The sequence below is a fragment of the Pseudomonas marginalis genome, from assembly GCF_008692035.1.
Classification (GTDB): domain Bacteria; phylum Pseudomonadota; class Gammaproteobacteria; order Pseudomonadales; family Pseudomonadaceae; genus Aquipseudomonas; species Aquipseudomonas marginalis.
This window is the reverse complement of sequence record NZ_VTFG01000002.1, coordinates 755,647-781,848: the sequence shown is the minus strand read 5'-3', so window position 1 is coordinate 781,848 and position 26,202 is coordinate 755,647. Positions and strand designations below refer to the sequence as shown.

Sequence of the window (26,202 nt, the reverse complement as noted above, 5' to 3'; positions counted from 1 at the left end):
AAGCCGCCTCCCACATTTAATTTGCGCTGTTCTCAGGCCTCGATACCCAACATATCCCGTGCCAACGCCTCGGCAATCCGAATCCCGTCGACACCGGCCGACAGAATCCCGCCCGCATACCCAGCGCCTTCACCGGCCGGGAACAGGCCTTTCACGTTCAGGCTCTGCATCGATTCGTCACGGGTAATCCGCAGCGGTGACGAGGTGCGCGTCTCGATCCCCGTCAGCACGGCATCGTGCAGCGAGTAGCCCTTGATCTGCTTCTCGAACGCCGGCAGTGCTTCGCGGATCGCTTCGATGGCGAAGTCCGGCAAGGCCAGGGCCAGGTCGCCCAGGGCCACCCCTGGCTTGTAGGACGGTTCCACACTGCCGATGGCCGTGGATGGCTTACCGGCGATAAAGTCGCCGACCAACTGTGCCGGAGCCTCGTAGTTGCTGCCGCCGAGGATGTAGGCGTGGGACTCCAGGCGCTCCTGCAACTCGATACCCGCCAGCGGGCCGCCTGGGTAATCCACTTCCGGCGTGATGCCGACGACGATGCCGGAGTTGGCATTGCGCTCGTTACGCGAGTACTGGCTCATGCCGTTGGTCACCACGCGGTTCGGCTCGGAGGTCGCTGCCACCACGGTGCCACCCGGGCACATGCAGAAGCTGTAGACCGAACGGCCGTTCTTGGCGTGGTGCACCAGCTTGTAGTCGGCGGCGCCCAGCTTCGGGTGCCCGGCATATTTGCCCAGGCGCGCGGCGTCGATCAGCGATTGCGGGTGTTCGATCCGGAACCCCACCGAGAACGGTTTGGCTTCCATGTAGACGCCACGGCCATGGAGCATGCGGAAGGTGTCGCGGGCGCTGTGGCCGAGGGCCAGGATCACATGTTTGGAGAGGATCTGCTCACCACCGTCGATGACCACGCCATTCAACTGGCCGTCTTCGATCAGCACGTCGGTCACCCGTTGCTCGAAACGCACTTCACCGCCCAGGGCGATGATCTGCTCGCGCATGTTTTCTACCACGCCGGTCAGGCGGAAGGTACCGATGTGGGGCTTGCTGACGTAGAGGATTTCTTCCGGCGCGCCGGCCTTGACGAACTCGTGCAGGACTTTGCGGCCGTGGAATTTCGGGTCCTTGATCTGACTGTAGAGCTTGCCGTCGGAGAAGGTCCCGGCGCCGCCTTCACCGAACTGCACGTTGGACTCGGGGTTGAGCACGCTTTTGCGCCACAGGCCCCAGGTGTCCTTGGTGCGCTGGCGTACTTCCTTGCCGCGTTCGAGGATGATCGGCCTGAAACCCATCTGCGCCAGCAACAGCCCGGCGAAGATACCGCACGGGCCAAAACCGACGACCACAGGCCGTTCGACCAAGCCTGCCGGGGCCTGGCCCACGACCGTGTAGCTGACGTCCGGCGCCGGGTTGACGTTGCGGTCATCGGCAAACTTGAGCAGCAGGGCGGCCTCACCCTTCACATTGAGGTCGATGGTGTAGATGAAGCACAGCTCCGACGACTTTTTGCGCGCGTCGTAGCTGCGTTTGAACAGGGTGAAATCGAGCAGGTCATCACTGGCGATGCCCAGGCGCTGCACGATGGCAGGCCGCAGGTCTTGTTCGGGATGGTCGATGGGCAGCTTGAGTTCGGTGATTCGTAACATGACGGGATCCGGTAGGCGGCGGACAAAGAGGCCGGCTGTTTTGCAAACCGGCGATTATAAGCCCCAATGGCGGTTTTCCGTCAGGTTAAAACAGCGCAGCGCTGAATCAGTCGTCCCGGGAACCACCAAACGCCGCGCAACCGCGCTGTACCTGGCCGTTGACGCGCAATTCCGCCGTCATGTGTTGCAGGCTGCCGCTGACGCTGTCGATGCAGCGCTGGGGCGCGACCCACAGTTCGATGTGCTGGTTGTTGGCTTCGGTCATCAGGTTGAAGCGGCCGTCGCCGATCTGCTCTTCGACATAAGGCACCGCCAGTGGTGGCTGGCCTTCACGCTCGAGCACCATGCCCTTGGCGGTGACGTTCATGGCCCAGGCTGGCTTGTGGCCGTTGGCCCGCAGGGTCATGCGCTTGAAGTCCGGGTCGGTGCAGGCAGAGGTCGAGCGCTCTACGCGGTAGAGTTGTTGCAGGTCGACGCTGCCCTGGGTGCCGCTGGCGACGCCCGAGAACTTGCCACGCAAATCGGCAAACAATGCCCCTTGCTGGCCGGCCAGGGACGCCGCTTCCTGCAGGATGCTGGTGCCACTGGTGTCGTTGACGACATAGTTGCGTTTATCGTCGCACGGCTGGAACAGCAGCTTGCTACCTACCGCCGTGAGTTCGCCCTGCATGCGGGTCAACCCGGCGGTAGACGGCTTGGTCGGCTCGTTTTCGAACATCTGGCAAGCGGCTAACACAGGAAGCAAGGCAAACAGGGCGAGGTTACGGGCGGCACGCATGATCGGGTCTCCAGACAAGTGCCGCCACGTTACGCAGGCTGGCGTTGCATCACAACCCCGCAGCCCTGCTTCAGGCAATTCTTACAATGGTTACATTCAGCCAACAATAAATGTCTGGCCGGTCTGTAAGCCCTCCACGCTTTTTGCATAGGCCAATGCCACATCGGCCCCCGGAACCGGTTTATAGCCACGGAAGTACGGTGCGTAGCTGCCCATGGCCTCCACCAGCACGGTCGGGCTCACGGAGTTGATGCGCAGCCCCCGTGGCAATTCGATTGCCGCGGCTTTGATAAACGCGTCGAGTGCGCCATTGACCAGCGCAGCCGAAGCGCCAGTACGGATCGGGTCACGGTTGAGAATGCCACTGGTGAAGGTGAACGACGCGCCGTCGTTGGCATACTCGCGGCCGATCAACAGCAGGTTGACCTGGCCCATCAGCTTGTCACGCAGGCCCAGTTCAAAGTCGCTTTCGCCCATATCCCCCAGCGCCACGAAATTCACGTTGCCTGCAGTGCAGACAAGTGCATCGAATTTGCCGGTCTGCTCGAACAGGTTGCGGATCGAGGTGCTGTCGCTGATATCCACCTGGAAGTCGCCGCTGCTGCGGCCAATGCTGGTCACCTCGTGACGCTGGGCCAGTTCGGCCTTGACTGCCGAGCCGACGGTGCCACTGGCGCCAATCAATAGGATTTTCATGGGGCTGTCCCTCCAGGAGTAAGTGAAGGTTCAGTCTAGAGTGGCTTTTTAAGCGGATAAACGTGCTAATAGGCAACCTTTGGTTTTCAAATGGAAACAGTCCATGAGCGAGATGGATGACCTGGCGGCCTTTGCCGTACTGATCGAAGCCGGCAGTTTTACCGTGGCGGCCGAGCAACTGGGCTGCAGCAAGGGCCAGTTGTCCAAGCGCATCAGCCATTTGGAAGCGCAGTTCAGCGTGGTCTTGCTGCACCGCACCACACGCAGGCTCAGCCTGACCGCCGCCGGTGCGGCGCTGTTGCCCCAGGCGCAAGCGCTGGTGGTGCAGGTGGATCGCGCCCGACAGGCATTGGCGCGTCTCAAGGACGATTTGGCCGGGCCTGTGCGTATGACGGTTCCGGTTTCATTAGGGGAAACCTTCTTCGATGGTTTGTTGCTGGAGTTTTCCAAGCAGTATCCCCAGGTGCAGATCGAGCTGGAGCTCAACAACAGCTACCGAGACCTGGCGCGAGACGGCTTTGACCTGGGGGTGCGTTCGGGGGTGATTGAAAACGAGCGTCTGGTGGCCAGGCCGCTGCTGGCCTGGCACGAGATGACCTGCGCCAGTCCCGCTTACCTGGAGCAACATGGCGAACCCCTGACCCCTGGGGATCTTGCGGCGCACAGCTGTTTACTCAACAGCCACTACAGCGGTCGCGAGGAATGGCTTTATCACCAGCAGCACGAGTTGTTGCGGGTGAGGGTGAGCGGCACCTTTGCCTCCAACCATTACAACTTGCTGAAGAAGGCCGCCCTGGTAGGGGCCGGAATCGCCCGCTTGCCGTCCTACGTGCTGCCCACGGAATTGGCTGACGGCCGATTGCGTTGGCTCCTGCGTGATTACCAGACGCGGAGTATGCCGATGTACCTGGTCCATCCTTATCAAGGCGGCCTGCCGAGACGTACCCAAGTATTGGCCGACTACCTGGTGGACTGGTTCAAGCGCAGCGGTGAGGCGCTGGATCGGCTTTAACGGTAGCGGCGCGCAATCAGGTGATCGATGGACAGGCTGCCCGGGCCTTTGGCGACTAAAAGCAACAGCAGCGCCATCCAGGTGCCGTGGGTGGGGTAGGCGTCCGGGTAGACGAACAACTGAATGACCAGGGTCATGCCGATCAAGGCCAGGGCTGAGAAGCGCGTGGCCAGGCCCGCCAGGATCAGCACCGGGAAAAAGTGCTCGGCAAACGCCGCCATGTGCGCGGCCACTTCCGGCGACAGCAATGGCACGTGGTATTCACTGCGAAACAGCGGCAATGTCGAGGCGGCGAGTCTGGGGGCACCAAGTTCGAACGTGCCGTTGATCAGGTCAATGGCAAGGCCTTCGACCTTGGTTTGCCCGGACTTCCAGAACACCGCCGCTATGGAGAAGCGCGCAATAAACGCCAGCAGGCTGTAGGGAATTTTCTCGAAAAGCGCGATGGCCTGTTTGATCAGGCACGAATCGGAAGTGTTCATGGCGATACCTGTTGTTCTGGGAGCAGATGACTGAGGGCGTCGTGGTTGATCAGCAGCGTGAGGCATTGGTGCAGGTCGAACTCGGCGCTGGCCTCGAGGGCATTGGCGACGGCCATTTCCAGCGCCGAGCCGCATTTCAGGCTATTGATAAAGGCGACCGAGCCGCCGTCGATGGCGAAGACCTTGACGCTCAACCCTTGGCGCAACACCAGCGCGCTCTGGGCATGCCAGGGATCCAGGGTGGCCAGGGCGCCCTCGGTCTGGTGTGCCGCCCATACTGCAACCACTGCGTAGGCGGAATTCAATGTGCCAACGGACGGGTGCAGTTGCAGATGCAGCGCCCCCGGCTTCGTGTGGGCTTGCAGTTGCTGCAGAACGGCTTGCGGATCCACCACGGCTGTATCCGCTGCGTGATAAGCGCGAACCCGCAAGCGTTCCAACCGGGCGACATCGGCCAGGTAGGGCACGCTGGCGGCCGGTTCAAAACCTTGGATAAAGTCGGCGAATGTGCCGCCGTACTCGCTGATCAGCGGGCTGGCGGGCGGGTAGGCCTGGACGAAAATGCCGGCCATGGCGCGGAAAAATTCATCGCCGACCAATTGCGCGGTTACGGGGTATGCGGTTGCCAGCGCATTGATCAACGAGTTGTGAACATTGTTGCGATACACCGCAAAACGACTGGCCGGGTCGGCCCCGTTGCTGCTGAACAGGCCGTCGGGGCAAGGTTGGCCGGGCGCCAGCAAGGCGCTGGAAAAGGCGTCGTGAAGGCTCATGGGTGGACCTGCGATAAGTACCGTTCAGCGTGCTGGGCTTCCGCGCATAGCACGCTGAAGGCCGGCACTTGGTTGTCGCGCTCGATCAGGGTTGCGACCGGGCCCGTCAGCGCGAGTACGTGTTCGTACAGCAGCCACACCGCGTTATCGATGGGCGCGCCATGGTCATCGATCAGCAGGCGATCGCCCAGGCTGTCGGTGTCTTCGGCGAAGCCGGCCAGATGAATCTCACCCACGGCGCGCAATGGTAGGGCGTGGATGTAGGCCAGAGGGTCGCGCTGGTGGTTTATGCACGACACGTAGACGTTGTTCACGTCCAGCAGCAGGCCGCAGCCGGTGCGGCGGATGATCTCGCTGATGAAGTCGGTCTCGTCCAGGGTCGAGCGCTGGAACTGCAGGTAGGTCGATGGATTCTCCAGCAGCATCTGCCGCTTGAGGGTGCTCTGTACCTGGTCGACGTGCTCGCAAACTCGACTCAAGGTGGTGGCGTCATAAGCCAGGGGCAGCAGGTCGTTGAGGAACACCGGGCCGTGACTGGACCAGGCCAGGTGTTCGGAAAATGAGTGGGGTTGGTAGCGTTCGATCAGTGCGGCCAAGCGTCCCAGGTGCTCACGGTTGAGCGGGCCTTCGCCACCGATGGACAGGCCCACGCCGTGCAACGACAGCGGGTAACGTTCGCGAATCAACCCCAGGTAATGATGAAACGGGCCGCCGGCCACCATGTAGTTTTCGGCGTGCACTTCAAAAAAACCGATGTCGGGCGAAGTATCGAGCACTTCCTTGAAGTGCTCGTGCTTCAGCCCCAGCCCGGTCCGATAGGGGAGCCCGGGCATCTGAATCGGTGAGACTGTGGGCAGGAGTGAAAGCGTCATCATCCGTACTCAGGCCAGGCAGGGGTCAGGACTTGGCGGTGAAGGCGGCTTCCTGGCCGAAGCCGGTCGGCGAGGTGGAGCTTGGGGTTTGGGTGCAGGTGCCGGCCGGGACCAATTTCCAGGCGTTGGCCTGATCCTTGGTCTTCGAGGTGCCGGCGCAGGACGTGCCGGCACCGGCGGCGCAATCGTTCTTGCCGGCTTCAGCGACGCCGAAGCACTTCTGCATGTCGTCGGCAGCGTGGGCGCTGGTGGTCAGGGCGGATAGGCTCAAGGCCGAACTCAGGGCGAGGACGAGGGAAGCGGCAGACAGTTTGGTGGTCATGGTGGATCTCCAGCAGTAGGTTGAGGAGCGGGCTTGAATGCCTGCTTGCACCACTAGAGGCGGGAGGGGGATGTTCGTTACAAGGCCAGACGAAATAATTTCAAACAATGCAAAAAAATGTGGGAGGGAACTTGCTCCCTCCCACATGAGACCCGGCTTATCCAGCCACCGTCTCTTAGCCGCCCAGGTACGCCTCACGCACCTTCGGATCGGTCAGCAGCTGCTCGCCCGTGCCCTGCATCACCACCCGGCCGTTTTCCAGCACGTAGGCGCGGTCAGCGATTTTCAGCGCCTGGTTGGCGTTCTGCTCCACCAGGAACACCGTTACACCGTCCTTGCGCAGTTGTTCGATGATGTCGAAGATCTGCTGGATGATGATCGGTGCCAGGCCCAGGGAGGGTTCGTCCAACAGCAACAGCTTGGGCTTGCTCATCAGCGCCCGGCCGATGGCGAGCATTTGCTGCTCGCCGCCGGACATGGTGCCGCCGCGCTGGCTGAAGCGCTCCTTGAGGCGAGGGAACAGGTGCAGCACCTTGTCCATCTGCTCCTGGTAGTCGCCCTTGTCGGTGAAGAACCCGCCCATGGCCAGGTTTTCTTCCACGGTCAGGCGCGAGAACACCCGCCGGCCTTCCGGCACCACGGCAATGCTCTTGCGCATGATGTGCGACGACTGCTGGCCCACCAGCTCTTCACCCATATAGCGGATGCTGCCGCTGTGGGCCTGCGGCGAGCCGCACAAGGTCATCAGCAAGGTCGACTTGCCGGCGCCGTTGGCACCGATCAGCGTGACGATCTCACCCTGGCGCACTTCGACGTTGACGCTGTGCAGGGCCTGGATCTTGCCGTAGAAAGTGGAAACGTTTTCGAATTGCAGCATTTTACGCTTCCCCCAGATAGGCTTTGATCACTTCAGGATTGTCGCGGATCTGCTCCGGCGTCCCGTCCGCCAGCGGCGTGCCCTGGTTGATCACTACGATATGGTCGGAAATGCTCATGACCAGTTTCATGTCGTGTTCGATCAACAGCACCGTGGCGTTGTTTTCCTCACGCAACACGCCGATCAGCGCCTTGAGGTCTTCGGTTTCCTTGGGGTTCAGGCCGGCGGCCGGTTCGTCGAGCATCAGGATCCGCGGACGGGTCATCATGCAGCGAGCGATTTCCAGGCGACGTTGCTGACCATAGGCCAGGGTGCCGGCGGGGCGGTTGGCGAACTCGGTGAGGTTGACCTTGTCCAGCCAGTACGCAGCGTATTCCATGGCCTCGCGCTCGCTCTTGCGGAACGCCGGGGTCTTGAACAGGCCCGCAAAGAAGTTGGTGTTCAGGTGACGGTGCTGGGCGATCAGCAGGTTCTCGACCGCCGTCATGTCCTTGAACAGCCGTACGTTCTGGAAGGTGCGCACCACGCCCTTGCGGGCAATCTCGTGGCCGGCCAGGCCCTGGATCGGCTGGCCGTCCAGCAGGATGCTGCCGCCACTCGGCTTGTAGAAACCGGTGAGGCAGTTGAACACCGTGGTCTTGCCGGCGCCGTTGGGGCCGATCAGCGCAACCACCTGTTTCTCTTTCACGGTCAGGGCGACGCCGTTGACCGCCAGCAAGCCGCCGAAGCGCATGCTCAAGTTTTCGACTTTCAGGATCTCGCGGCTCATTTGCGCAGCTCCATGTGTGGACGTTGCATGGGCAGCAGGCCTTGAGGTCGCCAGATCATCATCAGCACCATCATGGCGCCGAACATCAACATGCGGTATTCGCTGAACTCACGCATCATTTCCGGCAGCAGGATCATCACGATCGCCGCCAGGATCACGCCCAGCTGCGAGCCCATGCCACCCAACACCACGATGGCGAGGATGATCGCCGACTCGATGAAGGTGAACGACTCCGGGGTCACCAGGCCTTGGCGAGCGGCGAAGAAGCTGCCGGCAAAACCGGCGAACGCGGCACCCAGGGTGAAGGCAGAGAGCTTGATGATGGTCGGGTTCAGGCCCAGGGCACGGCAGGCGATTTCATCTTCGCGCAACGCTTCCCAGGCACGGCCGATCGGCATGCGCAGCAAGCGGTTGATCACGAACAGTGCCGCCAGCGCCAGCAACAGCGCCACCAGGTACAGGAACACCACTTTGCTCACCGGGTTGTAGTCGATCCCGAAGTACTCGTGGAACGTCTGCATGCCTTCGGCAGCGGTGCGGTCGAACGACAGCCCGAAGAACGTCGGCTTGGGGATGCTGCTGATGCCGTTGGGGCCACCGGTGATGTCGGTCAGGTTACGCAGGAACAGACGGATGATTTCCCCGAAGCCCAGGGTCACGATGGCCAGGTAGTCACCACGCAGGCGCAATACCGGGAAGCCCAGCAGGAAGCCGAACGTGGCCGCCGCCATGCCGGCCAGCGGCAGGCAGATCCAGAAGCTCCAGCCCAGGTAGTGCGACAGCAGCGCGTAGGTGTAGGCACCCACGGCGTAGAAGCCCACATAACCCAGGTCGAGCAGGCCGGCCAGGCCCACTACGATGTTCAGGCCCAGGCCCAGCAACACGTAGATCAGGATCAGGGTGGCAATGTCGACCGCACCGCGCGAGCCGAAGAACGGCCAGATCAACGCGGCCACGATCAGGCCGATGATGATGTAGCGCTGCGTGCGTGGCAGGGTCAGGAATTGGCTGACCTTGGGCGAGACCAGCGGGCCACGGTTGCGCTTGAACAGTGCGCCGACCTGCTGGGTGAACAGCACGCGCAGGAACATCAGCACCGAACACAGGGCGATGATGGTCAGCGTCACGGGGCCGGTGCCATGCACCTCCAGGTTGATGCCGACAATGCTCAGCTTGAGGCCGAGTACCGGGAAGGCCACCGCCCACACCAGCAAGGCGCTGAAAAACGCCGATTTAAGATATCTGCTCATACTTTCTCAACCTCCGGACGGCCCAGGATGCCGGTCGGACGGAACAACAGCACCAGGACCAACAGGCCGAACGCGACGACGTCCTTGTATTGGTCGCCGAAAATATCGGCACCAAACGCCTCGGCCACCCCCAGCACCAGGCCGCCTAGCATCGCGCCCGGGATACTGCCGATGCCGCCCAATACCGCTGCGGTAAACGCCTTGAGGCCTACCAGGAAACCGGCGTTGGGGTTGATCACGCCGTACTGCATGCTCAGCAGTACGGCCGCGACGGCTGCCAGTGCGGCACCGATCACGAAGGTCAGGGCGATGATGTTGTTGGTATTGATGCCCAACAGGTTGGCCATCTTGATGTCTTCGGCGCAGGCCCGGCAGGCGCGCCCCAGACGGGAGCGGGAGATGAACAGGGTCAGGCCCAGCATGGCCACCAGGGTGACGACGAAGACCAGGATCTGCATGTAGGAAATCAACACTTCTTCCGCACCGCCCGGACCGAAGGAGAAGCTCCCCGGGATCAGGTTGGGGATGGATTTATCCTTGGAGTCCTGGGACAGCAATACGGTGTTCTGCAGGAAAATCGACATGCCGATGGCGGAAATCAGCGGGATCAAACGGTTGCTGCCACGCAAGGGACGGTAGGCAACGCGCTCGATACTGTAGCCATAGGCACTGGTTACGACGATCGACGCCAGGAACGCGGCGGTCATCAACAGCGGCAGGGAGTGGATACCCATCATGGCCAGCCCGGCAAGGGCAATGAAGGCCACGTAGGAACCAATCATGTATACCTCGCCATGGGCGAAGTTGATCATTCCAATGATGCCGTAAACCATTGTGTAGCCAATGGCTATCAAGGCATAGGTGCTGCCAATGGTCAGCCCATTAACCAGCTGTTGGAAAAAATGATAGATCTCAGGCATTACAGCGCTCCTAAAAACCCGATACGCATTTCACTGGTGGAGTCATGTTCCGGCCCCGTGCTGTGTTCTGTGAGCACATTTGCACAAAGCGTTTGCCAGCGAACCGCTGGTGACGGTTTTAAGATTTTCAGGTGAGCCAGCGCCCGGATCGCGGGTGACAGGCCCATAAACCTCGTAAAACAAAGCCCACTGCTCTCACAGTGGGCTTGTTGGACCAGTAACGCCTGGCTTACTGAGGGGAAACTTCGGTTTTTGGTTTGCCGAAGTGCCATTCGTAGACCACGAACTTGAAGTCCTTCAGGTCGCCCTTGGCGTCGAAGCTCAGCTCGCCGGTAGGGGTCTTGAAGGTGCCCGCGTGGATGGCTTCGGCCACTTTTGCGGTGTCTTCGCTCTTGGCGGCCTTGATGCCGCCGGCGATGACTTCAATGGCCGAGTAGGCCGGGAACACGAACGGACCGGTTGGGTCCTGCTTGTTCTTGGCGAACTCTTCAACGATGGCTTTGTTGGCCGGGTCGGTATCGAAGGATTTAGGCAAGGTCACCAGCAGGCCTTCGGAGGCGCCCTGGGCGATTTGCGAGATGGAGTCGTTGCCGACACCTTCCGGACCCATGAACTTGGCGTTCAGGCCTTTTTCCTTGGCTTGGCGCAGGATCAGGCCCAGCTCCGGGTGGTAGCCGCCGTAGTAGACGAAATCGACGTTGGCTTGCTTGAGCTTCTGGATGATCGAGGAGAAGTCTTTGTCGCCGGCGTTCAGGCCTTCGAAGACGGCAACCTTGGTGCCTTTCTTCTCAAGGGTCTGTTTGACGGCGGTGGCGATACCTTCACCGTATTGCTGCTTGTCGTGCAGGACGGCAACGATTTTCGGCTTCACGTGGTCGGCGATGTAGTTGCCGGCCGCCGGGCCTTGGGCGCTGTCCAGGCCGATGGTGCGGAAGATCAGCTTGTAGCCACGGGCGGTGATTTCCGGGCTGGTGGCTGCCGGGGTAATCATGATCACGCCTTCGTCTTCATAGATGTCGGACGCAGGCTGAGTGGAGCTGGAGCAGAGGTGACCGACCACGAACTTGACGCCGTCGTTGACCACTTTGTTGGCCACGGCCACGGCTTGTTTAGGATCGCAGGCGTCGTCGTATTCCTTGGCTTCGAGCATCTTGCCGTCGACGCCGCCCTTGGCGTTGATGTCGGCGATGGCCTGCTTGGCACCCATGAATTGCATGTCGCCGTATTGCGTTACAGGACCAGTCTTTGGACCGGCGATGCCGATCTTGATGGTGTCGGCTGCGAACGAATGGCCGGCAACCCCAGCCAGGACCATAGCGGCAAACAGTTTGGAAATCTGCTTAGTAGCCTTATTCATAGTGCTCCACTCTTACTGTTGTATTTTTTATAGTTCTAGCGGCCTTGTGAGCTGCAGAACCGGATCGGATATCTCGGATATCCCCCCGGCAGTGCCCTGGCAACTGTACCGGTACAGTGTAGAGCGCCGGTTGATCGCTTGAAAAGCTGGCTGCCGGGGGCAAACCCCGGGGGTGTCGCTTAAATGAAAGAAAAAGACAGAATTGCGGCGGGGGTAATGCCTGACTCTCGCGCATTCCTTGGCTTTCCTGACACTTTCAATCGATAACGCATTTGCAACTGGGTTTTTCTGCCTGAAGCGTGACGTTATGATTGCGCCGATTTTTTCTTCAGGTGAACTCCCATGACGCAAGAACCTAGCACCCTCTATGCCAAGCTGCTCGGTGAAACCGCCGAAATCTCCTGGAAAGAGCTTGAACCGTTCTTTGCCAAAGGTGCCCTATTGTGGGTCGACCCAAGCCTGGATTTGATCGAAGCCGCCGAGGGAATGGCCGAGGACAATCGCGACAAAGTCGCTGCCTGGCTGGCTGCGGGCAGCCTTGGCGAAGTGTCTGCACCGCGGGCATTGGACCTGGTGGAGCGCGATCCGAGCTTATGGGCGGTGGTGGTTTCCCCGTGGATTCTGATCCAGGAAAGGGCAGGGTAAGAAAAGCTCGCACTAAAAAGGTGCGTGTTTTTCGCACGAAGAAGTGTGTAGTGGAGTAACCGCTGTCGGCGTGATGGCATCTTGCCGTGGAGAAAGGTCACAGCCAAGGGTGACGTGCACGTCACGGGAACAGTTTCAGGCCGCGCCGAAAGCCTGGGGAATTGTTTCCGGGTGTGCCAATGAGGTGGAATCTGGTCGTTACTGAAAGCGCCATCGCGGGCCTGCCCGCGATGGCATCCCCTCAAGTCAGCCGGTCTTGCCGGTATGGTTGTTCAACGAGATAACCTTGGTCTTGCCGATCCTGTGACGATAAATCTCGCGCAGGTACTTGATCGCCTTCTTCACGCAATCCCGTGACAGGCGAATGTCATTGATCGACACGAACTTCTCTTTGTCGTTGATCAACTCGCGGTACTTCTTCTCATACATCGGCTTGATCGCGTACCAGTTGGTATCGAGGATCTTCGCCGGGTTTTCAAACTCGTTGAGCAACTCGTCGATGCGGTCTTCGTCGAAGTCCTCGTGGATGATGAAATCCAGGATCGAGTTGTCCAGGGTGTCGTCGAAGCGGTACGGGTTGCGTGCAAAGCAACGCTTGATAAAGGCCACGATCAGCGTCAGGAAGTCATCCGACAGGCACGGGCTCTTGGCGATCAGGGTGGTCAGCGACAGGTTGGCGGACGCGCCGATTACCAGGGCATAGCGCTTGAGGGTGGTGTTGGGGAACAGGCTGTTGAGGTGCGTCTTGAGCCGGTTCAGGTCCATGTAGGACAGCTTGTAGTCCTTGGGCAGCGAGACGATCGACACCACCGACGAGCAGTTCTTGAAAAAGTGCAGGTCATGCAGCGCCGCCGCATCGTAGCCGGAGTTCTTGTATTGCTCCAGGGACGCCTTGTAGCGCTTGGACTCGATCGGCAACAGGCTGATGCCTTCGATGGCCTGGGTGACCTTGTTGAAATGCGGCAGGTCGATGGAGCGGAAGAACAGGTCGTCGATGTTCAGGCGCTGGGGCTCTTTCTCGAAGACTTTGAACTTGTCATTGGACGGCGCCGGGGTTTCCGGTACTACGGATTCGGCGTAGGCAATCGCCACCGGCCCGGCCAGGCTCATGAACAGGTCATTGGCGTCCAGGCGGATGGTTTCGCCGATGTCGATGCCGGCGCGACGGAAGTAGTTCTGGTCGTAGTCGGTGGTCACGGCCTGGGCGGTGAGGATGTTGAAGATCTGCTGGGAGATGTACTGGTTGGCGTGTTTTTCCATGGCATTGACGTCAATGTTCTGGATATTGCCGTCATCGCTCTCTTCGGCGTAGCGCATGATGTCGTTGGAGATCAGCATCATCGCGTTCCACGGCCGGATACGCCCCTTTACGCTGGCTTCGCTGCTGTCTTCATTGTCGAAGTTGTATGAGAAGTCCCATTCTTCCGACAGGTACTTGCACAGCAAGCGTCCGGCGTTGATGTGCAGCGCCTCGGACATTTCGCTGCGGTGGTCGGAGATGTTCGGCAGCACGCAAATACCGCTGGTGAAGATCGGTTCGAACACGAAGGCGTGGCCGCTTTTGCTGTCGTGCTCGTCGGCGGGCTTGGTGTCGAACGTCTTGTTCATGTACGAATGCTGCTGCGCCAGGCCGAATTCCGAGGCCATGCCCGAACCGGTACCGCCGCCGGCGCTGAAGATCGAGAAGTACAGGCGCGACTGGTTGGCCTTGATGCCGCAGGAGTCGATCAGGTACGAGTGGATCATCTTCCAGTCGGGGCTGGAAAAGCGCTGGGTGTCTTTGTTCAGGATGATCTTGGCCAGGTACTGGCCGAGGATCGGCGCGTTACCGGCGCCACCGGCATGGACTTCGGAGAGGTCCATGATTTTCATCTTGCTGTAGTCGCGCAGGAAGCCGCTTTTTTCGCCCTTGCGCGAGAAACGGATACGCCCGGCGATGTCCTTGTCCAGGTCGCCGAGCATCACCAGCGGTTCCACCAGGAACACCGGCTTGCTGGCCTTGCCGCCGCCCAGGCGCAGGTTGTTGCGAATCCACTGGGCCGGGCTGTAGCCCTTATCCAAGGATTTGTCTTCGGTGCTGAATTCGTTGAGGTAGAACTTGCGCGCGTTGTACACCAGCTCCGCCACGTCCAGCGCGATGTTCGAACCGCAGCGGCCCAGGCCGATCAGGCAGACCGAGGGGAATTCCTGCTCGCTGTGCTGCTCGCTGTCGCCTTCCAGGTGAGGCGGGCGCGGGAACACCATGTCGCGCAGGCCGTCGAGGTTATCGAGGATGCGGTCGGTATTGGTTTCGGTGAAGTACAGGTATTGCTGGGTGGCCAGCGGGCGGGCGGTGCTCAATGACTTTGAACCTGAGGGCTTGTCCGCAGGAGCTGGGAGCAACACATCGGATACCACGGTGGCTGGGTTATTTTTAGAAGTCATTGTGCGCCATGTGCCTGGGAGGATGGCTGAAAAGTATCAAATGGCCATCACGGAATGGGAGTTCGCGACTTTACAGTGCGTCCTTGTCCGGAACGCTCAGGCTGACCCTGTGTGCTCAGGAAAAACCTGGCCGGACTCTGATGGATCGGCCGTTTGTCGGCGATCTTTAGGTAAATGATGGCGAAATGCCAAAGATTGGACCTCAGCGAATGGGTCTGACGATGGAGTGGGGTACGGAGCGGCTCAAGGAGAGCTCTTTTTTCAGGGGCGTGTCCTTGGTTCCCGCCACGTTGGATGAGTTGAGCGGGTTGCGTCTGTCGATGCCCTGCATTGCACCCATTATTTCACTGGCGGGCACCGCCGGGCTCAACAGGTAGCCCTGGACGAAATCACAGCCATGGTTGAGCAGCAGATCGAATTGGGCCTGGGTTTCCACGCCTTCGGTCACCACTTGCAGGTGCAGGGTGTGAGCCATGCCGATAATCGCCTGGACGATCTCGATGTCGGCGGTCGACTTGGGAATGTCCTGGATAAACGAGCGGTCGATCTTCAGGGTGTTGAGCGGCAGGCGTTTGAGGTAGGCGAGTGAGGAGTAGCCGGTGCCAAAGTCGTCGATGGCCAGCGACACGCCCAGCGCGCGGATTTGCCGCAGCAGGGCCAGGGTGCTGCTGATATTGCCCATCAAGGCATTTTCGGTCACTTCCAGCTCCAGGCGGTTGGCGCCGATCCCGCTGAAGCGCAGCGCATCTTCGATCTCATCCGCCAGCTCATCGCGGGCCAGGTTCAGGGCCGAGCAATTCACTGTCATGGTCAGTTCGGTATAGCCTCGGTCGGAGAGCAGGCTCAAGTCATGACAGGCCTGGCGCAAGACCCAGTGGTCGAGTTCGGCGATCAGCCCGTTGCTTTCGGCAATTCCGATAAACCGGTCTGGGGTCAGTAGCCCCTGTTGCGGATGCTGCCAGCGCACCAGGGCCTCCAGGCGTGTCACTTTGCCCAGCTTCATGTCAAAGATCGGTTGGTAGAACAGTACCAACTGGTTCTGGGCGCGCAGGGCGCTGCGTAGCTCTTCTTCCAATTGCAGTTCGAGGAAGGCACGGGTCTTCAGGTTGGAGCTGAAGAAGTTCAGGCCATTGCGTCCCATGTCCTTGGACTGGTACAGCGCCAGGTCGGCATTTTTGAGCAGCTCTTCGCAGGTCAGGCCATCCTCCGGAAACAGGCTGATGCCGATGCTGGTGGTCATCACCATACGGCGGCCGGCGAGTTCGACCGGGTCCTTCATCTTCTGCATGATGCGCTGGGCCAGGTGTCGCGCTTCGTCGCGGTGGTGAACGCTGATCAGGATGCAGAACTCATCGCCGCCAAACCGTGCGACCACGTCCGCATGGCTGCGCACGGAGCCTTTGATATGGCTGGCGAGCACGCTGAGCAATTGATCCCCAGCGTCATGGCCGAGGCTGTCGTTGATGCGTTTGAAGTGATCGATATCGAGGAAAATAACCGCCATCATGCCGTTTGAAGCCGTTTTTTCGGCGATTTTTTCCGCAAAAATCTGATTGAAGCCGCGCCGATTAAGCAGGCCGGTCAGCGCATCGTAATGCGCCACCTGTTGCAGGGAGGCGCGGGCCTGGTCCAGTTCGCTGAGCAGCGCGTTGACCCGACGCAGGTCGCGCTCCTTGTGCTGCAGCTTCTTGTCCGCCAGCGCGGCGCTGATGCTGCTGCCGATCACCAGCAGGGTGATCACGGCGACCGACAGGCCCAGTTGGATAGGGTTATTGTTCAGTGGTAACGAGAGATCGGCGCCGGTGGGGACGATCAGTTGCATGGCGGCCATGCCGGTAAAGTGCATGCTGATAATGCCTGCGCCCAACATCAGGCTGGCGGCGTATTTGAGCAGTTGATGGAAGACGCCGGCACCGGTGCGCAGGTAGCTCGACAACAACAGAGCGGCCAGGCTGGCGCCAATGGCGATGCCGACCGAGGCGAGCAGCAGGCCCGACTCGAAATACGCCTGGGCCTGGGAACGCATGGCCGACATGCCGACGTAATGCATCAGGGCGATGCCGATGCCCATCCACAGCGATGCCAGCAGGTATTGGTTAAACCGCAGTCTGGTGTGACCGAGGGTTTGCATGGCGAACAACGAGGCGATCAGGGCGATGACCAGCGAGGCGAACGTCATGAGCAGGTCGTAGTGAATCGCGATGGGGGCCTGGAAGGCCAGCATGCTGATGAAATGAGTGGACCAGATACCCCCTGCCAGGCAACCGGCACCCAGCCAACGCCAATGGCGGCGAGCGGTAGGGTCTTCGACATGGCCAACCCGTTCGGCCATGTCCAGGGTGCCGAACCCCGCCGCACAGGCGACCAGATAGGCCAGCAGCACCAGAAAAGGGTTATGACTGCAATTGAGTAATAAGTGCCCGTTCGCTGGGAGGTCGGTAAAAAAGTGCAGACCTAGCCATTCCATAGCATGTCCCGTCATAGCGTCACGTCACAGCCTACGGCGATGACCTATGAGGTCGAGTATAGAAGCCTCGCGGGATTTTCCAGCGATAATGGCACTTTGCTCTGAATGATTTTGGCATGCCGTGCATAGCAATTAGTGCTAAGCGCTGATGGGCAACTCCAACTCGAACGGGGCTTGTAACGGCGGCAGGCCGAACGCAGCACGGGCCGCGTCGCAATCGACATTCTGCTCGCCCTGGCTCCATGAAGCTTCGAATTCCCGGCAGGGGCTTGAGCGTTGCTCATAAATCGAGCAGCTCGTACCTTTGCCGACTTCGCCTTCAAGGCTGCAGCAGCGCGCGGGCTTCTGGTCGGTGCCGATCATTGCCACGCGGGTCGGGTTGATCTGCACCACCAGGTCATCAGGCACCGTCCCCCCCGAGGAGGCGCACTCACCCCAGAAGAAAGACACACGAAAGTGTGAACAGCAGGCACCGCAACTCAGACACGGACTGGCTTCGGACATGGGCGTCATCGATAAGAAAAGTAGAGTGGGGGACTACTGGAAGGCTCGCCATTCTAATCGGGTCATGGCCGTTGGGAAGGGGGGCAGGCACTTATATTTTTGTCGGCAAAGTCCCGTGTTGTCGGGTGAAATCATGCCCTATCAGCTTTACGAATCATTACAGACAACCACGGCTCGCCTGACTATGTTGCAGGTACCGGGCGGGATGCATCGGGCATCGCAGCTCTCATAACAATAAAAGAGACGGACCCATGCAGAACTCGACCCAAGCGGCGAATGCCTGGCGCATTCTGTTCCTGCTGTTCCTCGCCAACCTGTTCAACTTCTTCGACCGCACCATTCCGGCGATCATCATCGAACCGATCCGTATGGAATGGCACCTGAGCGACTTCCAGCTCGGCATCATCGGCACCGCCTTCACCATCGTTTATGCCATTGCCGGCCTGCCGCTGGGGCGTCTGGCCGATACCGGCTCGCGCAGCAAACTGATGGGCTGGGGCCTGTTCGCGTGGAGCGGGCTGACAGCGGTCAACGGCCTGGTTGGCAGTTTCTGGACGTTTTTGCTGGTGCGCATGGGCATCGGTATCGGTGAAGCCAGCTATGCGCCGGCTGCCAACTCGCTGATTGGCGACCTGTTCCCGGCGCACCGTCGCGCCCGGGCCATGGGGATTTTCATGCTGGGCCTGCCTTTGGGCCTGTTGCTGGCGTTCTTCACCATCGGCTGGATGGTCAAGGCCTTCGACAGCTGGCGCGCGCCGTTCTTCATCGCCGCCGTGCCGGGGCTGATCCTTGCGGTGTTCATGTTCTATATCAAGGAACCCAAGCGCGGCGCCGCCGAAGCCGTACAAGTCTCCCAGGAGCGCGTCGATCGCCCGATTCGCCGCGTGCTGGCCGTGCCGACCTTCCTGTGGCTGGTGCTGGCCGGGTTGTGCTTCAACTTCGCCACCTATGCGTGCAACTCGTTCCTGGTGCCGATGCTGCAGCGCTATTTCCTCATGCCACTGCAGGACGCGGCGGTCGCCACCGGCGTCATCGTCGGGTTGACCGGCCTGGTGGGCCTGACCTTGGGGGGCTGGATTGCCGACAAGATCCATCAACGCGTTGCCAATGGCCGACTGCTGTTTGCGGCGTGCAGCCTGATCATCTCCACCGTCACCACCGCCTGGGCCCTGCATGCCGGGCGCATCGAGATCGGCGTGTTTGTGGTGCTGTTCAGTGTGGGCTGGTTGTTTGCGTATAACTTCTACACCTGTGTGTACACCGCGATCCAGGACGTGGTCGAGCCGCGCCTGCGGGCCACGGCGATGGCGCTGTTCTTTGCCGGCTTGTACTTGCTGGGCGGAGGCATGGGGCCGATTGTGGTGGGCGGGTTGTCCGATCACTTTGCCCATGCGGCGATGTATGCGGCGGGGGCCGAACAGATGACCGAGGCTTACAAGGCGGTGGGCTTGCATGACGCCATGTACCTGATTCCGGTGGCGTTGTTCTTGACCATGCTGTTCCTGTTCCAGGCGTCACGCAGTTTTGTGCGTGATGCCAAGCGGATGAAGGAGGGGTTGAAGGGGGTTGAGGTGCCGGCTGCGGCTGCGATGGCTTGATTCTGCGGTGACGCCATCGGGGTGAGCCCCCTCCCACAGTAGACCGCGTTGTCATGTCGGTCACCGATCAATGTGGGAGGGGGCTTGCCCCGATAAGGCCCGCAATGCCAACACTGTTCTCAAGTGAATAAAAAAGGCCCGCAGTGCGCGGGCCTCTATTCAACAGGGCAGGGCGGTAATCAACCCGCTACCAACACCCGAATCGCCTCCAGTCGCAGCGCCGCCTTGTCGAGCATGGCCAGGCCTTGCTCACGTTGGTTGCGCAGGGCGACCAGCTCGCTGTCGCGAACGGTCGGGTTGACCGCTTGCAACGCGGTCAGGCGCGCCAGTTCTTCGTCGGTGTCTGCCGCCAGGCGACGCTTGGCTTCGGCCACACGTTCGGCGTGACGCGGCGTGATCTTCTCTTCACCGGCATTGATCCGCGGTGTGAGTTGATCGCGCTGGGCCTGCACGAACTTGTTGGCGCTGGCCCGAGGCACGCTTTCCAGCTGGTCGTTCAAGGTTTCGAACGAGACGCGGCCGGACAGGTCGTTGCCATTGGTGTCCAGCAGGCAGCGCAGTGCCGCCGGAGGCAGGTAACGGCCCAGTTGCAGCGCGCGGGGCGCGACCACTTCGCTGACATAGAGCAGCTCCAGCAACACGGTGCCCGGCTTGAGCGCCTTGTTCTTGATCAGCGCCACGGCGGTGTTGCCCATGGAGCCGGACAGCACCAGGTCCATGCCGCCCTGCACCATTGGGTGTTCCCAGGTGATGAACTGCATGTCTTCACGGGACAGCGCCTGGTTACGGTCGTAGGTGATGGTCACGCCTTCGTCGTCGCCCAGGGGGAAGCTGGCGTCGAGCATCTTCTCGCTGGGCTTGAGGATCAGCGCGTTTTCCGAATGGTCTTCGCTGTCGATGCCAAAGGCGTCGAACAGGGTTTCCATGTAGATCGGCAGGGCGAACTGGTCGTCTTGCTCGAGGATGTCCTCCACCAGCGCATCACCTTCACCGGCGCCACCGGAGTTGAGCTCCAGCAGGCGGTCGCGGCCGGTGTGCAGTTCCTGCTCCAGGCGCTCGCGCTCGGCACGGGCCTCGTCGATCAGGGCTTGCCACTCGCTGTCGTCGGCGTTTTCCAGCAGCGGCAGCAGGCGCGGGCCGAACTGATGCTGCAAGGCGTTGCCGGTCGGGCAGGTGTTGAGGAACGCGTTCAAGGCTTCGTGGTACCACTGGAACAGGCGCTGTTGCGGGCTGGTTTCCAGGTAGGGCACGTGCAGTTCGATCACATGTTTCTGGCCGATCCGGTCCAGACGGCCGATCCGCTGTTCCAGCAGGTCGGGGTGGGATGGCAGGTCGAACAGCACCAGGTGGTGGGAGAACTGGAAGTTGCGACCTTCACTGCCGATTTCCGAGCAGATCAGTACCTGGGCGCCGAATTCCTCATCGGCGAAGTAAGCGGCGGCGCGGTCACGCTCGAGGATGTTCATGCCCTCGTGGAATACCGTGGCCGGGATACCGGAGCGCACGCGCAGGGCGTCTTCCAGGTCCATCGCGGTTTCGGCGTGGGCGCAGATCACCAGGACCTTGGTGCGCTTGAGCATTTTCAACTGGTCGATCAGCCATTCGACGCGCGGGTCGAAGCGCCACCAGCGGTTTTCTTCGTCGATGTCCGGTTGCGACTGGAAGCTGACTTCCGGGTACAGCTCGGCGTGTTCGCCCAGGGGCAACTCGAGGTATTCGTCCGGGTTCGGCAGCGGGTAGGCGTGCAGCTTACGCTCCGGGAAGCCCTGCACGGCGGCACGGGTGTTACGGAACAGCACGCGGCCGGTGCCGTGGCGGTCGAGCAGTTCACGCACCAGGCGCGCACTGGCTTCGGCGTCGCCATCGTTGACGGCGGTCAGCAGCGCTTCGCCTTCGTTGCCGAGGAAACCCTGGATGGTCTTGTGCGCGGCAGGCGACAGGCGGCCCTTGTCGAGCAGCTCCTGCACGGCTTCGGCCACCGGGCGATAGTTCTCGCTTTCGGCACGGAAGGCGTGCAGGTCGTGGAAACGGTTCGGGTCCAACAGGCGCAGGCGCGCGAAGTGGCTGTCCTGGCCCAGCTGTTCCGGAGTGGCGGTGAGCAGCAGCACGCCGGGAATCACTTCGGCAAGCTGCTCGACCAGCGCGTATTCCGGGCTGGCTTTGTCTTCATGCCAGACCAGGTGGTGGGCTTCGTCGACCACCATCAGGTCCCAGCCGGCGGCGAACAGTGCGTCCTGGGCCTTCTCATCGTCCACCAGCCACTCCAGCGCGACCAGGGCCAGTTGGGTGTCTTCGAACGGGTTGGCGGCATCGCTTTCGATAAAGCGTTCTTCATCGAACAGCGCCACTTGCAGGTTGAAGCGGCGGCGCATTTCCACCAGCCACTGGTGCTGCAGGTTTTCCGGTACCAGGATCAGGACTCGGCTGGCGCGGCCCGACAGCAGTTGGCGATGGATCACCAGGCCGGCTTCGATGGTCTTGCCCAGGCCCACTTCGTCCGCCAGCAAGACCCGTGGTGCGATACGGTCAGCGACTTCACGGGCGATATGCAATTGGTGGGCAATAGGTTGCGCACGCACGCCACCCAGGCCCCACAGCGAGGATTGCAATTGGCGGCTGGTGTGTTCAAGGGTGTGATAGCGCAGCGAGAACCAGGCCAGCGGGTCGATCTGCCCGGCGAACAGACGGTCGCTGGCCAGGCGGAACTGGATAAAGTTGGAGAGCTGGGTTTCCGGCAGGGTGACCTGCTCGTTCTGCCCATTGAGGCCGTGGTAGACCAGCAGGCCGTCGACGTCGTCGACTTCCTGCACGGTCATTTTCCAGCCTTCGAAATGGGTGATGGAGTCACCCGGCGAGAACCTCACACGGGTGAGGGGCGCATTCCGTAGCGCATACTGGCGGGTGTCGCCAGTGGCCGGATAGAGCACGGTCAACAAGCGGCCGTCCTGTGCCAGAACGGTGCCTAACCCCAGCTCTGCTTCGCTGTCACTAATCCAGCGTTGCCCCGGTTGATACTGCTGCGCCATGCTGCCTGACTCCCGCCGTGAAAAAGCCGACTATGTTAACGGAACAAGGCCCCACGCCCAAGGACTCTGACAAAAACTACGCCGTTTGGTTGGCCGGGTGAGCACGCAATCGACGGGTGGCGGGCACTTGTGAGTGTCGACTGGGTCACAGGTTGGCGAACCTGCGCTCAAGTCGTCGCGCGGCCCGCCGACAGCCTGCTGACAGGAGAACAACTATCATGCTTCCACCTATGCTGCCCGTCAGCGTCGTACCGGTTACGTCGCAACTCGACCCGGTCCGTCAGAAACCCGATATTCCGCCCGTGGTTCCTGTGCAAGCGGGCTCCAACGAAAGCACCATCGACCTGAAAAAGGGCGATGCCGAGCAGTCGACCCTGTTGTTGCGTGAAGAGCAACGCCGCCAGCAGGAACAGCAGAAACGCCGGCGCGAAGCCGATGAAGACCCGGATCAGCACTTGGCGATCCCGGGCGACCTGCTCAATGCCGACAACACCGTACCGGTCGTGCCGCTGATCGAAGACGCGCCGCGCCAGGGTTTGTGGGTGGACGTCGAGGTTTAACCGCGCAGTTCCTCCAGAGCCGCGATCAGCAATTCGATGTCACGCTCGTTGTTGAAGGGGCTGACGGAGATCCGCGCAATGCTGGTCAGGCCACGGGCCTGCATATCCAACGGGGTGTAGGCCACACCGTTGGCGCCGATATTGATCCGTTTCAATCCCAATTGTCGCTTGAGTTCGAAGGCGTCCCAGCCGGCGAGGTTGAAGGCGATCAGGCCTGATTGAAGCGTGCCCAGGTCATGCAGCGACACGCCGGGAATCCCACGCAATGCTTCGCGGATTCGCCTGCTGGTGTGCGTGATGCGTTCCCATACACGCTCGATCCCCAATTGATTCATCTCCTGCAGCGCATTGCCCAGGCCCGCCAACAGGGCAAAGGACGCCTCACTGGTTTCAAAGCGTCGGGCGTCGTTGCGCAGGTCGAAACCGTCGGCGCTCCAGGGGGCGGAAAACACGTCGCGCTGGGCGGGGTTCAAGTGTGGGAGGAAATCCGGTCGCACATACAGCAGCGCCGTCCCCCGTGGCCCGCGCAGGTGCTTGCGCCCGGCCGCCTTGAGCACATCGCACTGCAACGCCTGCACGTCCACCGGCACCTGGCCGACGGCTTGGCCGGCATCGATAAAGTAGGCAATGGCATGACGCCTGGCCACTTCGCCGATGGCCTGGGCGGGGTTGATCAGGCCGCCGTTGGCGGGGAGCCAGGTGAGGTCGATGAGTTTTACGCTTGAATCGATCATTGCTTCCAACGCCACGGGGCACACCGCGCCGGTGGCATCGCAGGGGATGACGTCCACCCGCGCGCCGGCTTGCACCGCCAACTGCATGCTCGCCAGGTTGCCGCCCCATTCGTGGCGCCCTACCAGAATGCGGTCGCCCGGCTGCCACGGGCCCAAGGCCTGGAACGCCATGCTCCAGGCGGTCGAGCCGCTGCTGGCAAAGGCAATCGATGGGGTGGGCGCGTTGAGCAACTGCGCGGCCGCGCGGCGGGCTTTTTCTACCAGCAACGCGCCATGCTCGCCGGCTTCCATCGGGCCGTCGCGGGCTTCGCGTTGTAGTTGGTCAATGATGGCGTCAAGGGTCGCCTGGCTCGGCAAGGAGGCACCGGCAGAGTTGAAGTGCACGATGCCCGATTGGCAGCCGGGAGTGCCCTCGCGCAGATGTTGCACGTGCAGCGGGCTCACGGCTGCAACTCGAAAATCCCGTCAACCTCCACCGCCACGCCGGCCGGCAGACTTGAAACGCCCACTGCCGTGCGCACATGCCGGCCTTTTTCGCCGAGGGCATTCACCAGCAGGTTGGACGCACCATTGGCCACGGCGCCCTGGTGCTGGAAGTCGCTGCTGCTGGCGATAAACACTCCCAGGCGCAGGATGCGCACCAGGCGCGACAGGTCATCGCCCAGGGCATCGCTCAATTGCGCGAGTAAGCCCAGTGCAGCCAGTTCCGCTGCCTGGATACCTTCTTCCTCGCTGAGGGATTCGCCCAGGCGGCCCACGTAGGCAGGCTTGCCGTCTATCAGCGGGATTTGCCCAGAGATAAACAACTGGTTCTGGCTGACCACATGGTTGATGTAGTTGGCAATCGGTTGGCTGGGTGATGGCAGCGTCAGGCCGAGGGCTTGCACGCGGTGGCGGAGGGAGTCGCTCATGGTGAATCCTCTTGGGTCAGGAGGTTTCAGCATGTGGGGCAGGGGGGAGTGTCGACAAACGGATAGATCTCATCCGACGTATCGAAATAACTCACGTGTCGCGGCAGATGTCCTTCAACCACTCGCTGAAACACCGCGCGGCGTCGCTGGCAGGGCCTTGCGCTGCAATCAACCAGTAGCCTATTTCACTGTGATAGGGCGGCCAATCGAAGGCTTCTACCAGGCTGCCATCATCCAGCCTGCGTTGGATCAAGCGATGACGGCCCATGGCAATGCCCTGGCCGGCCACCGCAGCTTCGACCACGATGTTGTAGTCGTGCAGCATGACGCGCGGATGGTGCTTGAGGTCGACTTGATAATGCCCAGACCAGTCCGTCCACTCAAAAGGCCGGTGCGAAGTGGCCATCAACAGCGCACCGTTGTGCACTTGGCTGGCCTTGAATGCCGGGCTGCACACCGGAGAGATCACCTCCGGCATCAGTCGTGTGGCCTGTACGTCGGGCCAGTCGCCCTTGCCGTAGCGAATGGCCAGGTCGACTTCGGCCGCCGCGACGTTCGCCAGTTGAATCGCCGGCAGCAATTCCACCTGGATATGCGGATAGCGATTGAGAAAACCGGCCAGGCGCGGCGCCAACCACAGGGTGGCGAACGACGCCAGCAGGCCGACACGTAACATCGTGGCGCCGGGCACCACCCGTTGGGCGCGGGTCGCGACGGCAATGGCGTCCAGGGCGGGACGGATTTCGGCGTAGTACTGCTGGCCGTCTGCAGTCAGATCGATCGCGCGGGTGCGTCGGATAAACAGCGATTTACCCAGGTGCTGTTCGAGTTTTTGTACCTGATGGCTCAGGGCACTCTGGGTTACCGACAACTCCTGCGCGGCCTTGATAAAGCTCAAGTGCCGGGCCACGGCTTCAAAGGCGCGCAGGGCCAGCAGCGGCGGAAGATCCTTATGCAGTGCCACCTGGATGGGCCTCCTTGAGTGGTTGGAAAGTGCCGATTTTGGGCGTCGGTCGGCCTTTTGTCGCCGGTTGATTTGCCGCCGGGCGCAGGAGTCCGCATTATTGAGCCTTACTCGCCACGACGTAAGCCAAGCCATGAGTGATGACGACAAGCTGATCGACCTGAACGCCGAGCGCGCCAAGCGCGTGCATGACCTGAATGACAAGCGCCTGAATGAAGTGCGCCAGGCGTTCGAACAGGCGATGCCTTTAGGCAAAGCCAAGAAAAAATCAAAGAACAAACCCAAAAAGCGTTAAAACGGCCTGCATCTATTGATGCAGGTCAGTTACTGCCCTTCTTTACGCCCCGTCGCGGGCGACATTGATCCCCGTCAATTTTTCAATCCGCCTTCTCCATTAACTTAGCCCTATCGCAACAAGGCAAGTGCAGGAGGCCGGTCATGTTTATCGATAATGTGGTATTCGCCGGAGTGCTGACTGTAAGCCTCATGGTGCTGTTTTTTGTAGGGTTTGGATTTTTTATCTGGAAAGACGCGAACAAGCGTAAAAAACCTTAGGTTTTTCCGGGTTACATGAGCACGCAAGGCATTTTGGGCGACTTCGGTCGCCCTTTTTTT

General features: G+C 60.9%; 25 protein-coding genes. 6 read left to right on the top strand and 19 right to left on the bottom strand.

Annotated elements, in window-relative coordinates; all coding sequences use genetic code 11:
* Positions 1-32 precede the first annotated feature (32 nt).
* The 3 genes from FX984_RS23685 to FX984_RS23675 all read right to left on the bottom strand — a co-directional run bounded on the left by FX984_RS23685 (position 33) and on the right by FX984_RS23675 (position 3,120).
* Positions 33-1,646 carry an NAD(P)/FAD-dependent oxidoreductase gene (locus FX984_RS23685; protein WP_027604432.1) on the bottom strand — a complete coding sequence of 538 codons (1,614 nt, stop codon included), beginning with the start codon at positions 1,644-1,646 and terminating at the stop codon, positions 33-35.
* A gap of 106 nt (positions 1,647-1,752) precedes the next feature.
* Positions 1,753-2,424 carry a COG3650 family protein gene (locus FX984_RS23680; RefSeq protein ID WP_092356477.1) on the bottom strand — a complete coding sequence of 224 codons (672 nt, stop codon included), beginning with the start codon at positions 2,422-2,424 and terminating at the stop codon, positions 1,753-1,755.
* 96 nt (positions 2,425-2,520) lie between these two features.
* Positions 2,521-3,120, bottom strand: a complete 600-nt coding sequence (locus FX984_RS23675) for a short chain dehydrogenase (RefSeq protein WP_027604430.1) — start codon at positions 3,118-3,120, stop codon at positions 2,521-2,523.
* 103 nt (positions 3,121-3,223) lie between these two features.
* Between FX984_RS23675 and FX984_RS23670 the strand changes: the two genes are divergently transcribed.
* Positions 3,224-4,132 carry a LysR family transcriptional regulator gene (locus FX984_RS23670; RefSeq protein WP_027604429.1) on the top strand — a complete coding sequence of 303 codons (909 nt, stop codon included), beginning with the start codon at positions 3,224-3,226 and terminating at the stop codon, positions 4,130-4,132.
* On the opposite strand, the gene FX984_RS23665 is transcribed toward FX984_RS23670, so the two are convergent.
* The 9 genes from FX984_RS23665 to FX984_RS23625 all read right to left on the bottom strand — a co-directional run bounded on the left by FX984_RS23665 (position 4,129) and on the right by FX984_RS23625 (position 11,754).
* Positions 4,129-4,614: a DoxX family protein gene (locus tag FX984_RS23665; protein ID WP_027604428.1), complete on the bottom strand. Its 486-nt coding sequence runs from the start codon at positions 4,612-4,614 to the stop codon at positions 4,129-4,131. The two genes, FX984_RS23670 and FX984_RS23665, sit on opposite strands and share 4 nt — an antisense overlap.
* Positions 4,611-5,387, bottom strand: coding sequence for an HvfC/BufC N-terminal domain-containing protein (locus FX984_RS23660; RefSeq protein WP_146475805.1), 777 nt, complete (start codon positions 5,385-5,387; stop codon positions 4,611-4,613). Before FX984_RS23660 ends, FX984_RS23665 begins: the two co-directional genes overlap by 4 nt.
* Positions 5,384-6,262: an MNIO family bufferin maturase gene (gene bufB, locus FX984_RS23655; RefSeq protein WP_146475804.1), complete on the bottom strand. Its 879-nt coding sequence runs from the start codon at positions 6,260-6,262 to the stop codon at positions 5,384-5,386. Before bufB ends, FX984_RS23660 begins: the two co-directional genes overlap by 4 nt.
* Positions 6,263-6,284: 22 nt before the next feature.
* A complete protein-coding gene (locus tag FX984_RS23650) occupies positions 6,285-6,581 on the bottom strand; it encodes a BufA1 family periplasmic bufferin-type metallophore (RefSeq protein WP_092356485.1) in 297 nt (98 codons plus the stop codon).
* A gap of 175 nt (positions 6,582-6,756) precedes the next feature.
* Positions 6,757-7,458 carry an ABC transporter ATP-binding protein gene (locus FX984_RS23645; protein ID WP_017844798.1) on the bottom strand — a complete coding sequence of 234 codons (702 nt, stop codon included), beginning with the start codon at positions 7,456-7,458 and terminating at the stop codon, positions 6,757-6,759.
* Position 7,459: 1 nt separating this feature from the next.
* Positions 7,460-8,227, bottom strand: coding sequence for a high-affinity branched-chain amino acid ABC transporter ATP-binding protein LivG (livG, locus tag FX984_RS23640; protein ID WP_027604424.1), 768 nt, complete (start codon positions 8,225-8,227; stop codon positions 7,460-7,462).
* Entirely contained in the window at positions 8,224-9,477 is a 1,254-nt protein-coding gene (locus FX984_RS23635) for a high-affinity branched-chain amino acid ABC transporter permease LivM (protein WP_027604423.1), read from the bottom strand. The genes livG and FX984_RS23635 overlap by 4 nt, the downstream gene beginning before the upstream one ends.
* Complete coding sequence (gene livH / locus FX984_RS23630) at positions 9,474-10,397, bottom strand: high-affinity branched-chain amino acid ABC transporter permease LivH (RefSeq protein WP_003172375.1); 924 nt, start codon at positions 10,395-10,397, stop codon at positions 9,474-9,476. The genes FX984_RS23635 and livH overlap by 4 nt, the downstream gene beginning before the upstream one ends.
* Positions 10,398-10,626: 229 nt before the next feature.
* Entirely contained in the window at positions 10,627-11,754 is a 1,128-nt protein-coding gene (locus FX984_RS23625; RefSeq protein ID WP_027604422.1) for a branched-chain amino acid ABC transporter substrate-binding protein, read from the bottom strand.
* A gap of 342 nt (positions 11,755-12,096) precedes the next feature.
* Between FX984_RS23625 and FX984_RS23620 the strand changes: the two genes are divergently transcribed.
* Positions 12,097-12,399 carry a DUF2288 domain-containing protein gene (locus FX984_RS23620; RefSeq protein ID WP_065926417.1) on the top strand — a complete coding sequence of 101 codons (303 nt, stop codon included), beginning with the start codon at positions 12,097-12,099 and terminating at the stop codon, positions 12,397-12,399.
* 246 nt (positions 12,400-12,645) lie between these two features.
* Here FX984_RS23620 and FX984_RS23615 read toward each other — a convergent pair whose 3' ends face one another.
* The 3 genes from FX984_RS23615 to FX984_RS23605 form a co-directional block, all read right to left on the bottom strand.
* On the bottom strand, positions 12,646-14,823 hold the full coding sequence (locus FX984_RS23615; RefSeq protein WP_065926416.1) for a hypothetical protein: 2,178 nt from the start codon (positions 14,821-14,823) through the stop codon (positions 12,646-12,648).
* Between the two features lie 202 nt (positions 14,824-15,025).
* A complete protein-coding gene (locus tag FX984_RS23610) occupies positions 15,026-17,290 on the bottom strand; it encodes a putative bifunctional diguanylate cyclase/phosphodiesterase (RefSeq protein ID WP_092356488.1) in 2,265 nt (754 codons plus the stop codon).
* 138 nt (positions 17,291-17,428) lie between these two features.
* Positions 17,429-17,794, bottom strand: a complete 366-nt coding sequence (locus FX984_RS23605; RefSeq protein ID WP_027604417.1) for a YkgJ family cysteine cluster protein — start codon at positions 17,792-17,794, stop codon at positions 17,429-17,431.
* 251 nt (positions 17,795-18,045) lie between these two features.
* Here FX984_RS23605 and FX984_RS23595 point away from each other — a divergent pair, with 251 nt between their 5' ends.
* Complete coding sequence (locus FX984_RS23595; RefSeq protein WP_027604416.1) at positions 18,046-19,392, top strand: spinster family MFS transporter; 1,347 nt, start codon at positions 18,046-18,048, stop codon at positions 19,390-19,392.
* 179 nt (positions 19,393-19,571) lie between these two features.
* Here the strand turns inward: FX984_RS23595 and rapA are convergent, their stop codons facing one another.
* Positions 19,572-22,418: an RNA polymerase-associated protein RapA gene (gene rapA, locus FX984_RS23590; protein WP_027604415.1), complete on the bottom strand. Its 2,847-nt coding sequence runs from the start codon at positions 22,416-22,418 to the stop codon at positions 19,572-19,574.
* A 218-nt stretch (positions 22,419-22,636) separates the two neighbouring features.
* Between rapA and FX984_RS23585 the strand changes: the two genes are divergently transcribed.
* A complete protein-coding gene (locus FX984_RS23585) occupies positions 22,637-22,978 on the top strand; it encodes a hypothetical protein (protein ID WP_027604414.1) in 342 nt (113 codons plus the stop codon).
* Here FX984_RS23585 and FX984_RS23580 read toward each other — a convergent pair.
* The 3 genes from FX984_RS23580 to FX984_RS23570 form a co-directional block, all read right to left on the bottom strand.
* Positions 22,975-24,156: an aminotransferase class V-fold PLP-dependent enzyme gene (locus FX984_RS23580; protein WP_027604413.1), complete on the bottom strand. Its 1,182-nt coding sequence runs from the start codon at positions 24,154-24,156 to the stop codon at positions 22,975-22,977. The genes FX984_RS23585 and FX984_RS23580 overlap by 4 nt on opposite strands.
* Positions 24,153-24,623, bottom strand: coding sequence for a RidA family protein (locus FX984_RS23575; protein ID WP_027604412.1), 471 nt, complete (start codon positions 24,621-24,623; stop codon positions 24,153-24,155). The genes FX984_RS23580 and FX984_RS23575 overlap by 4 nt, the downstream gene beginning before the upstream one ends.
* A gap of 91 nt (positions 24,624-24,714) precedes the next feature.
* Positions 24,715-25,587 (bottom strand): LysR substrate-binding domain-containing protein, encoded by an 873-nt coding sequence (locus FX984_RS23570; RefSeq protein WP_146475803.1) that lies wholly within the window; start codon positions 25,585-25,587, stop codon positions 24,715-24,717.
* Positions 25,588-25,687: 100 nt separating this feature from the next.
* On the opposite strand from FX984_RS23570, the gene FX984_RS23565 reads away from it, so the two are divergent.
* Both FX984_RS23565 and ccoM read left to right on the top strand, forming a co-directional pair.
* The gene (locus tag FX984_RS23565; RefSeq protein WP_131697188.1) at positions 25,688-25,882 is read left to right on the top strand and encodes a hypothetical protein; all 195 of its coding nucleotides are present in this window, start codon (positions 25,688-25,690) and stop codon (positions 25,880-25,882) included.
* Between the two features lie 143 nt (positions 25,883-26,025).
* On the top strand, positions 26,026-26,142 hold the full coding sequence (gene ccoM, locus FX984_RS32975) for a cytochrome c oxidase subunit CcoM (protein ID WP_017530457.1): 117 nt from the start codon (positions 26,026-26,028) through the stop codon (positions 26,140-26,142).
* The last annotated feature ends 60 nt before the right edge of the window (positions 26,143-26,202 follow it).

What these genes read in the sequence shown, in the direction of transcription:
- FX984_RS23670 (WP_027604429.1), top strand. Translation starts at nt 3,224, where the DNA reads ATGAGCGAGATGGATGACCTGGCGGCCTTTGCCGTACTGATCGAAGCC.
- FX984_RS23585 (WP_027604414.1), top strand. Translation starts at nt 22,637, where the DNA reads ATGCTTCCACCTATGCTGCCCGTCAGCGTCGTACCGGTTACGTCGCAA.
- FX984_RS23625 (WP_027604422.1), bottom strand. Translation starts at nt 11,754, where the DNA reads ATGAATAAGGCTACTAAGCAGATTTCCAAACTGTTTGCCGCTATGGTC.
- ccoM (WP_017530457.1), top strand. Translation starts at nt 26,026, where the DNA reads ATGTTTATCGATAATGTGGTATTCGCCGGAGTGCTGACTGTAAGCCTC.
- bufB (WP_146475804.1), bottom strand. Translation starts at nt 6,262, where the DNA reads ATGATGACGCTTTCACTCCTGCCCACAGTCTCACCGATTCAGATGCCC.
- FX984_RS23575 (WP_027604412.1), bottom strand. Translation starts at nt 24,623, where the DNA reads ATGAGCGACTCCCTCCGCCACCGCGTGCAAGCCCTCGGCCTGACGCTG.
- FX984_RS23660 (WP_146475805.1), bottom strand. Translation starts at nt 5,387, where the DNA reads ATGAGCCTTCACGACGCCTTTTCCAGCGCCTTGCTGGCGCCCGGCCAA.
- FX984_RS23675 (WP_027604430.1), bottom strand. Translation starts at nt 3,120, where the DNA reads ATGAAAATCCTATTGATTGGCGCCAGTGGCACCGTCGGCTCGGCAGTC.
- FX984_RS23620 (WP_065926417.1), top strand. Translation starts at nt 12,097, where the DNA reads ATGACGCAAGAACCTAGCACCCTCTATGCCAAGCTGCTCGGTGAAACC.
- FX984_RS23665 (WP_027604428.1), bottom strand. Translation starts at nt 4,614, where the DNA reads ATGAACACTTCCGATTCGTGCCTGATCAAACAGGCCATCGCGCTTTTC.
- FX984_RS23595 (WP_027604416.1), top strand. Translation starts at nt 18,046, where the DNA reads ATGCAGAACTCGACCCAAGCGGCGAATGCCTGGCGCATTCTGTTCCTG.
- FX984_RS23685 (WP_027604432.1), bottom strand. Translation starts at nt 1,646, where the DNA reads ATGTTACGAATCACCGAACTCAAGCTGCCCATCGACCATCCCGAACAA.
- FX984_RS23605 (WP_027604417.1), bottom strand. Translation starts at nt 17,794, where the DNA reads ATGTCCGAAGCCAGTCCGTGTCTGAGTTGCGGTGCCTGCTGTTCACAC.
- rapA (WP_027604415.1), bottom strand. Translation starts at nt 22,418, where the DNA reads ATGGCGCAGCAGTATCAACCGGGGCAACGCTGGATTAGTGACAGCGAA.
- livG (WP_027604424.1), bottom strand. Translation starts at nt 8,227, where the DNA reads ATGAGCCGCGAGATCCTGAAAGTCGAAAACTTGAGCATGCGCTTCGGC.
- FX984_RS23680 (WP_092356477.1), bottom strand. Translation starts at nt 2,424, where the DNA reads ATGCGTGCCGCCCGTAACCTCGCCCTGTTTGCCTTGCTTCCTGTGTTA.
- FX984_RS23615 (WP_065926416.1), bottom strand. Translation starts at nt 14,823, where the DNA reads ATGACTTCTAAAAATAACCCAGCCACCGTGGTATCCGATGTGTTGCTC.
- FX984_RS23650 (WP_092356485.1), bottom strand. Translation starts at nt 6,581, where the DNA reads ATGACCACCAAACTGTCTGCCGCTTCCCTCGTCCTCGCCCTGAGTTCG.
- livH (WP_003172375.1), bottom strand. Translation starts at nt 10,397, where the DNA reads ATGCCTGAGATCTATCATTTTTTCCAACAGCTGGTTAATGGGCTGACC.
- FX984_RS23645 (WP_017844798.1), bottom strand. Translation starts at nt 7,458, where the DNA reads ATGCTGCAATTCGAAAACGTTTCCACTTTCTACGGCAAGATCCAGGCC.
- FX984_RS23610 (WP_092356488.1), bottom strand. Translation starts at nt 17,290, where the DNA reads ATGGAATGGCTAGGTCTGCACTTTTTTACCGACCTCCCAGCGAACGGG.
- FX984_RS23635 (WP_027604423.1), bottom strand. Translation starts at nt 9,477, where the DNA reads ATGAGCAGATATCTTAAATCGGCGTTTTTCAGCGCCTTGCTGGTGTGG.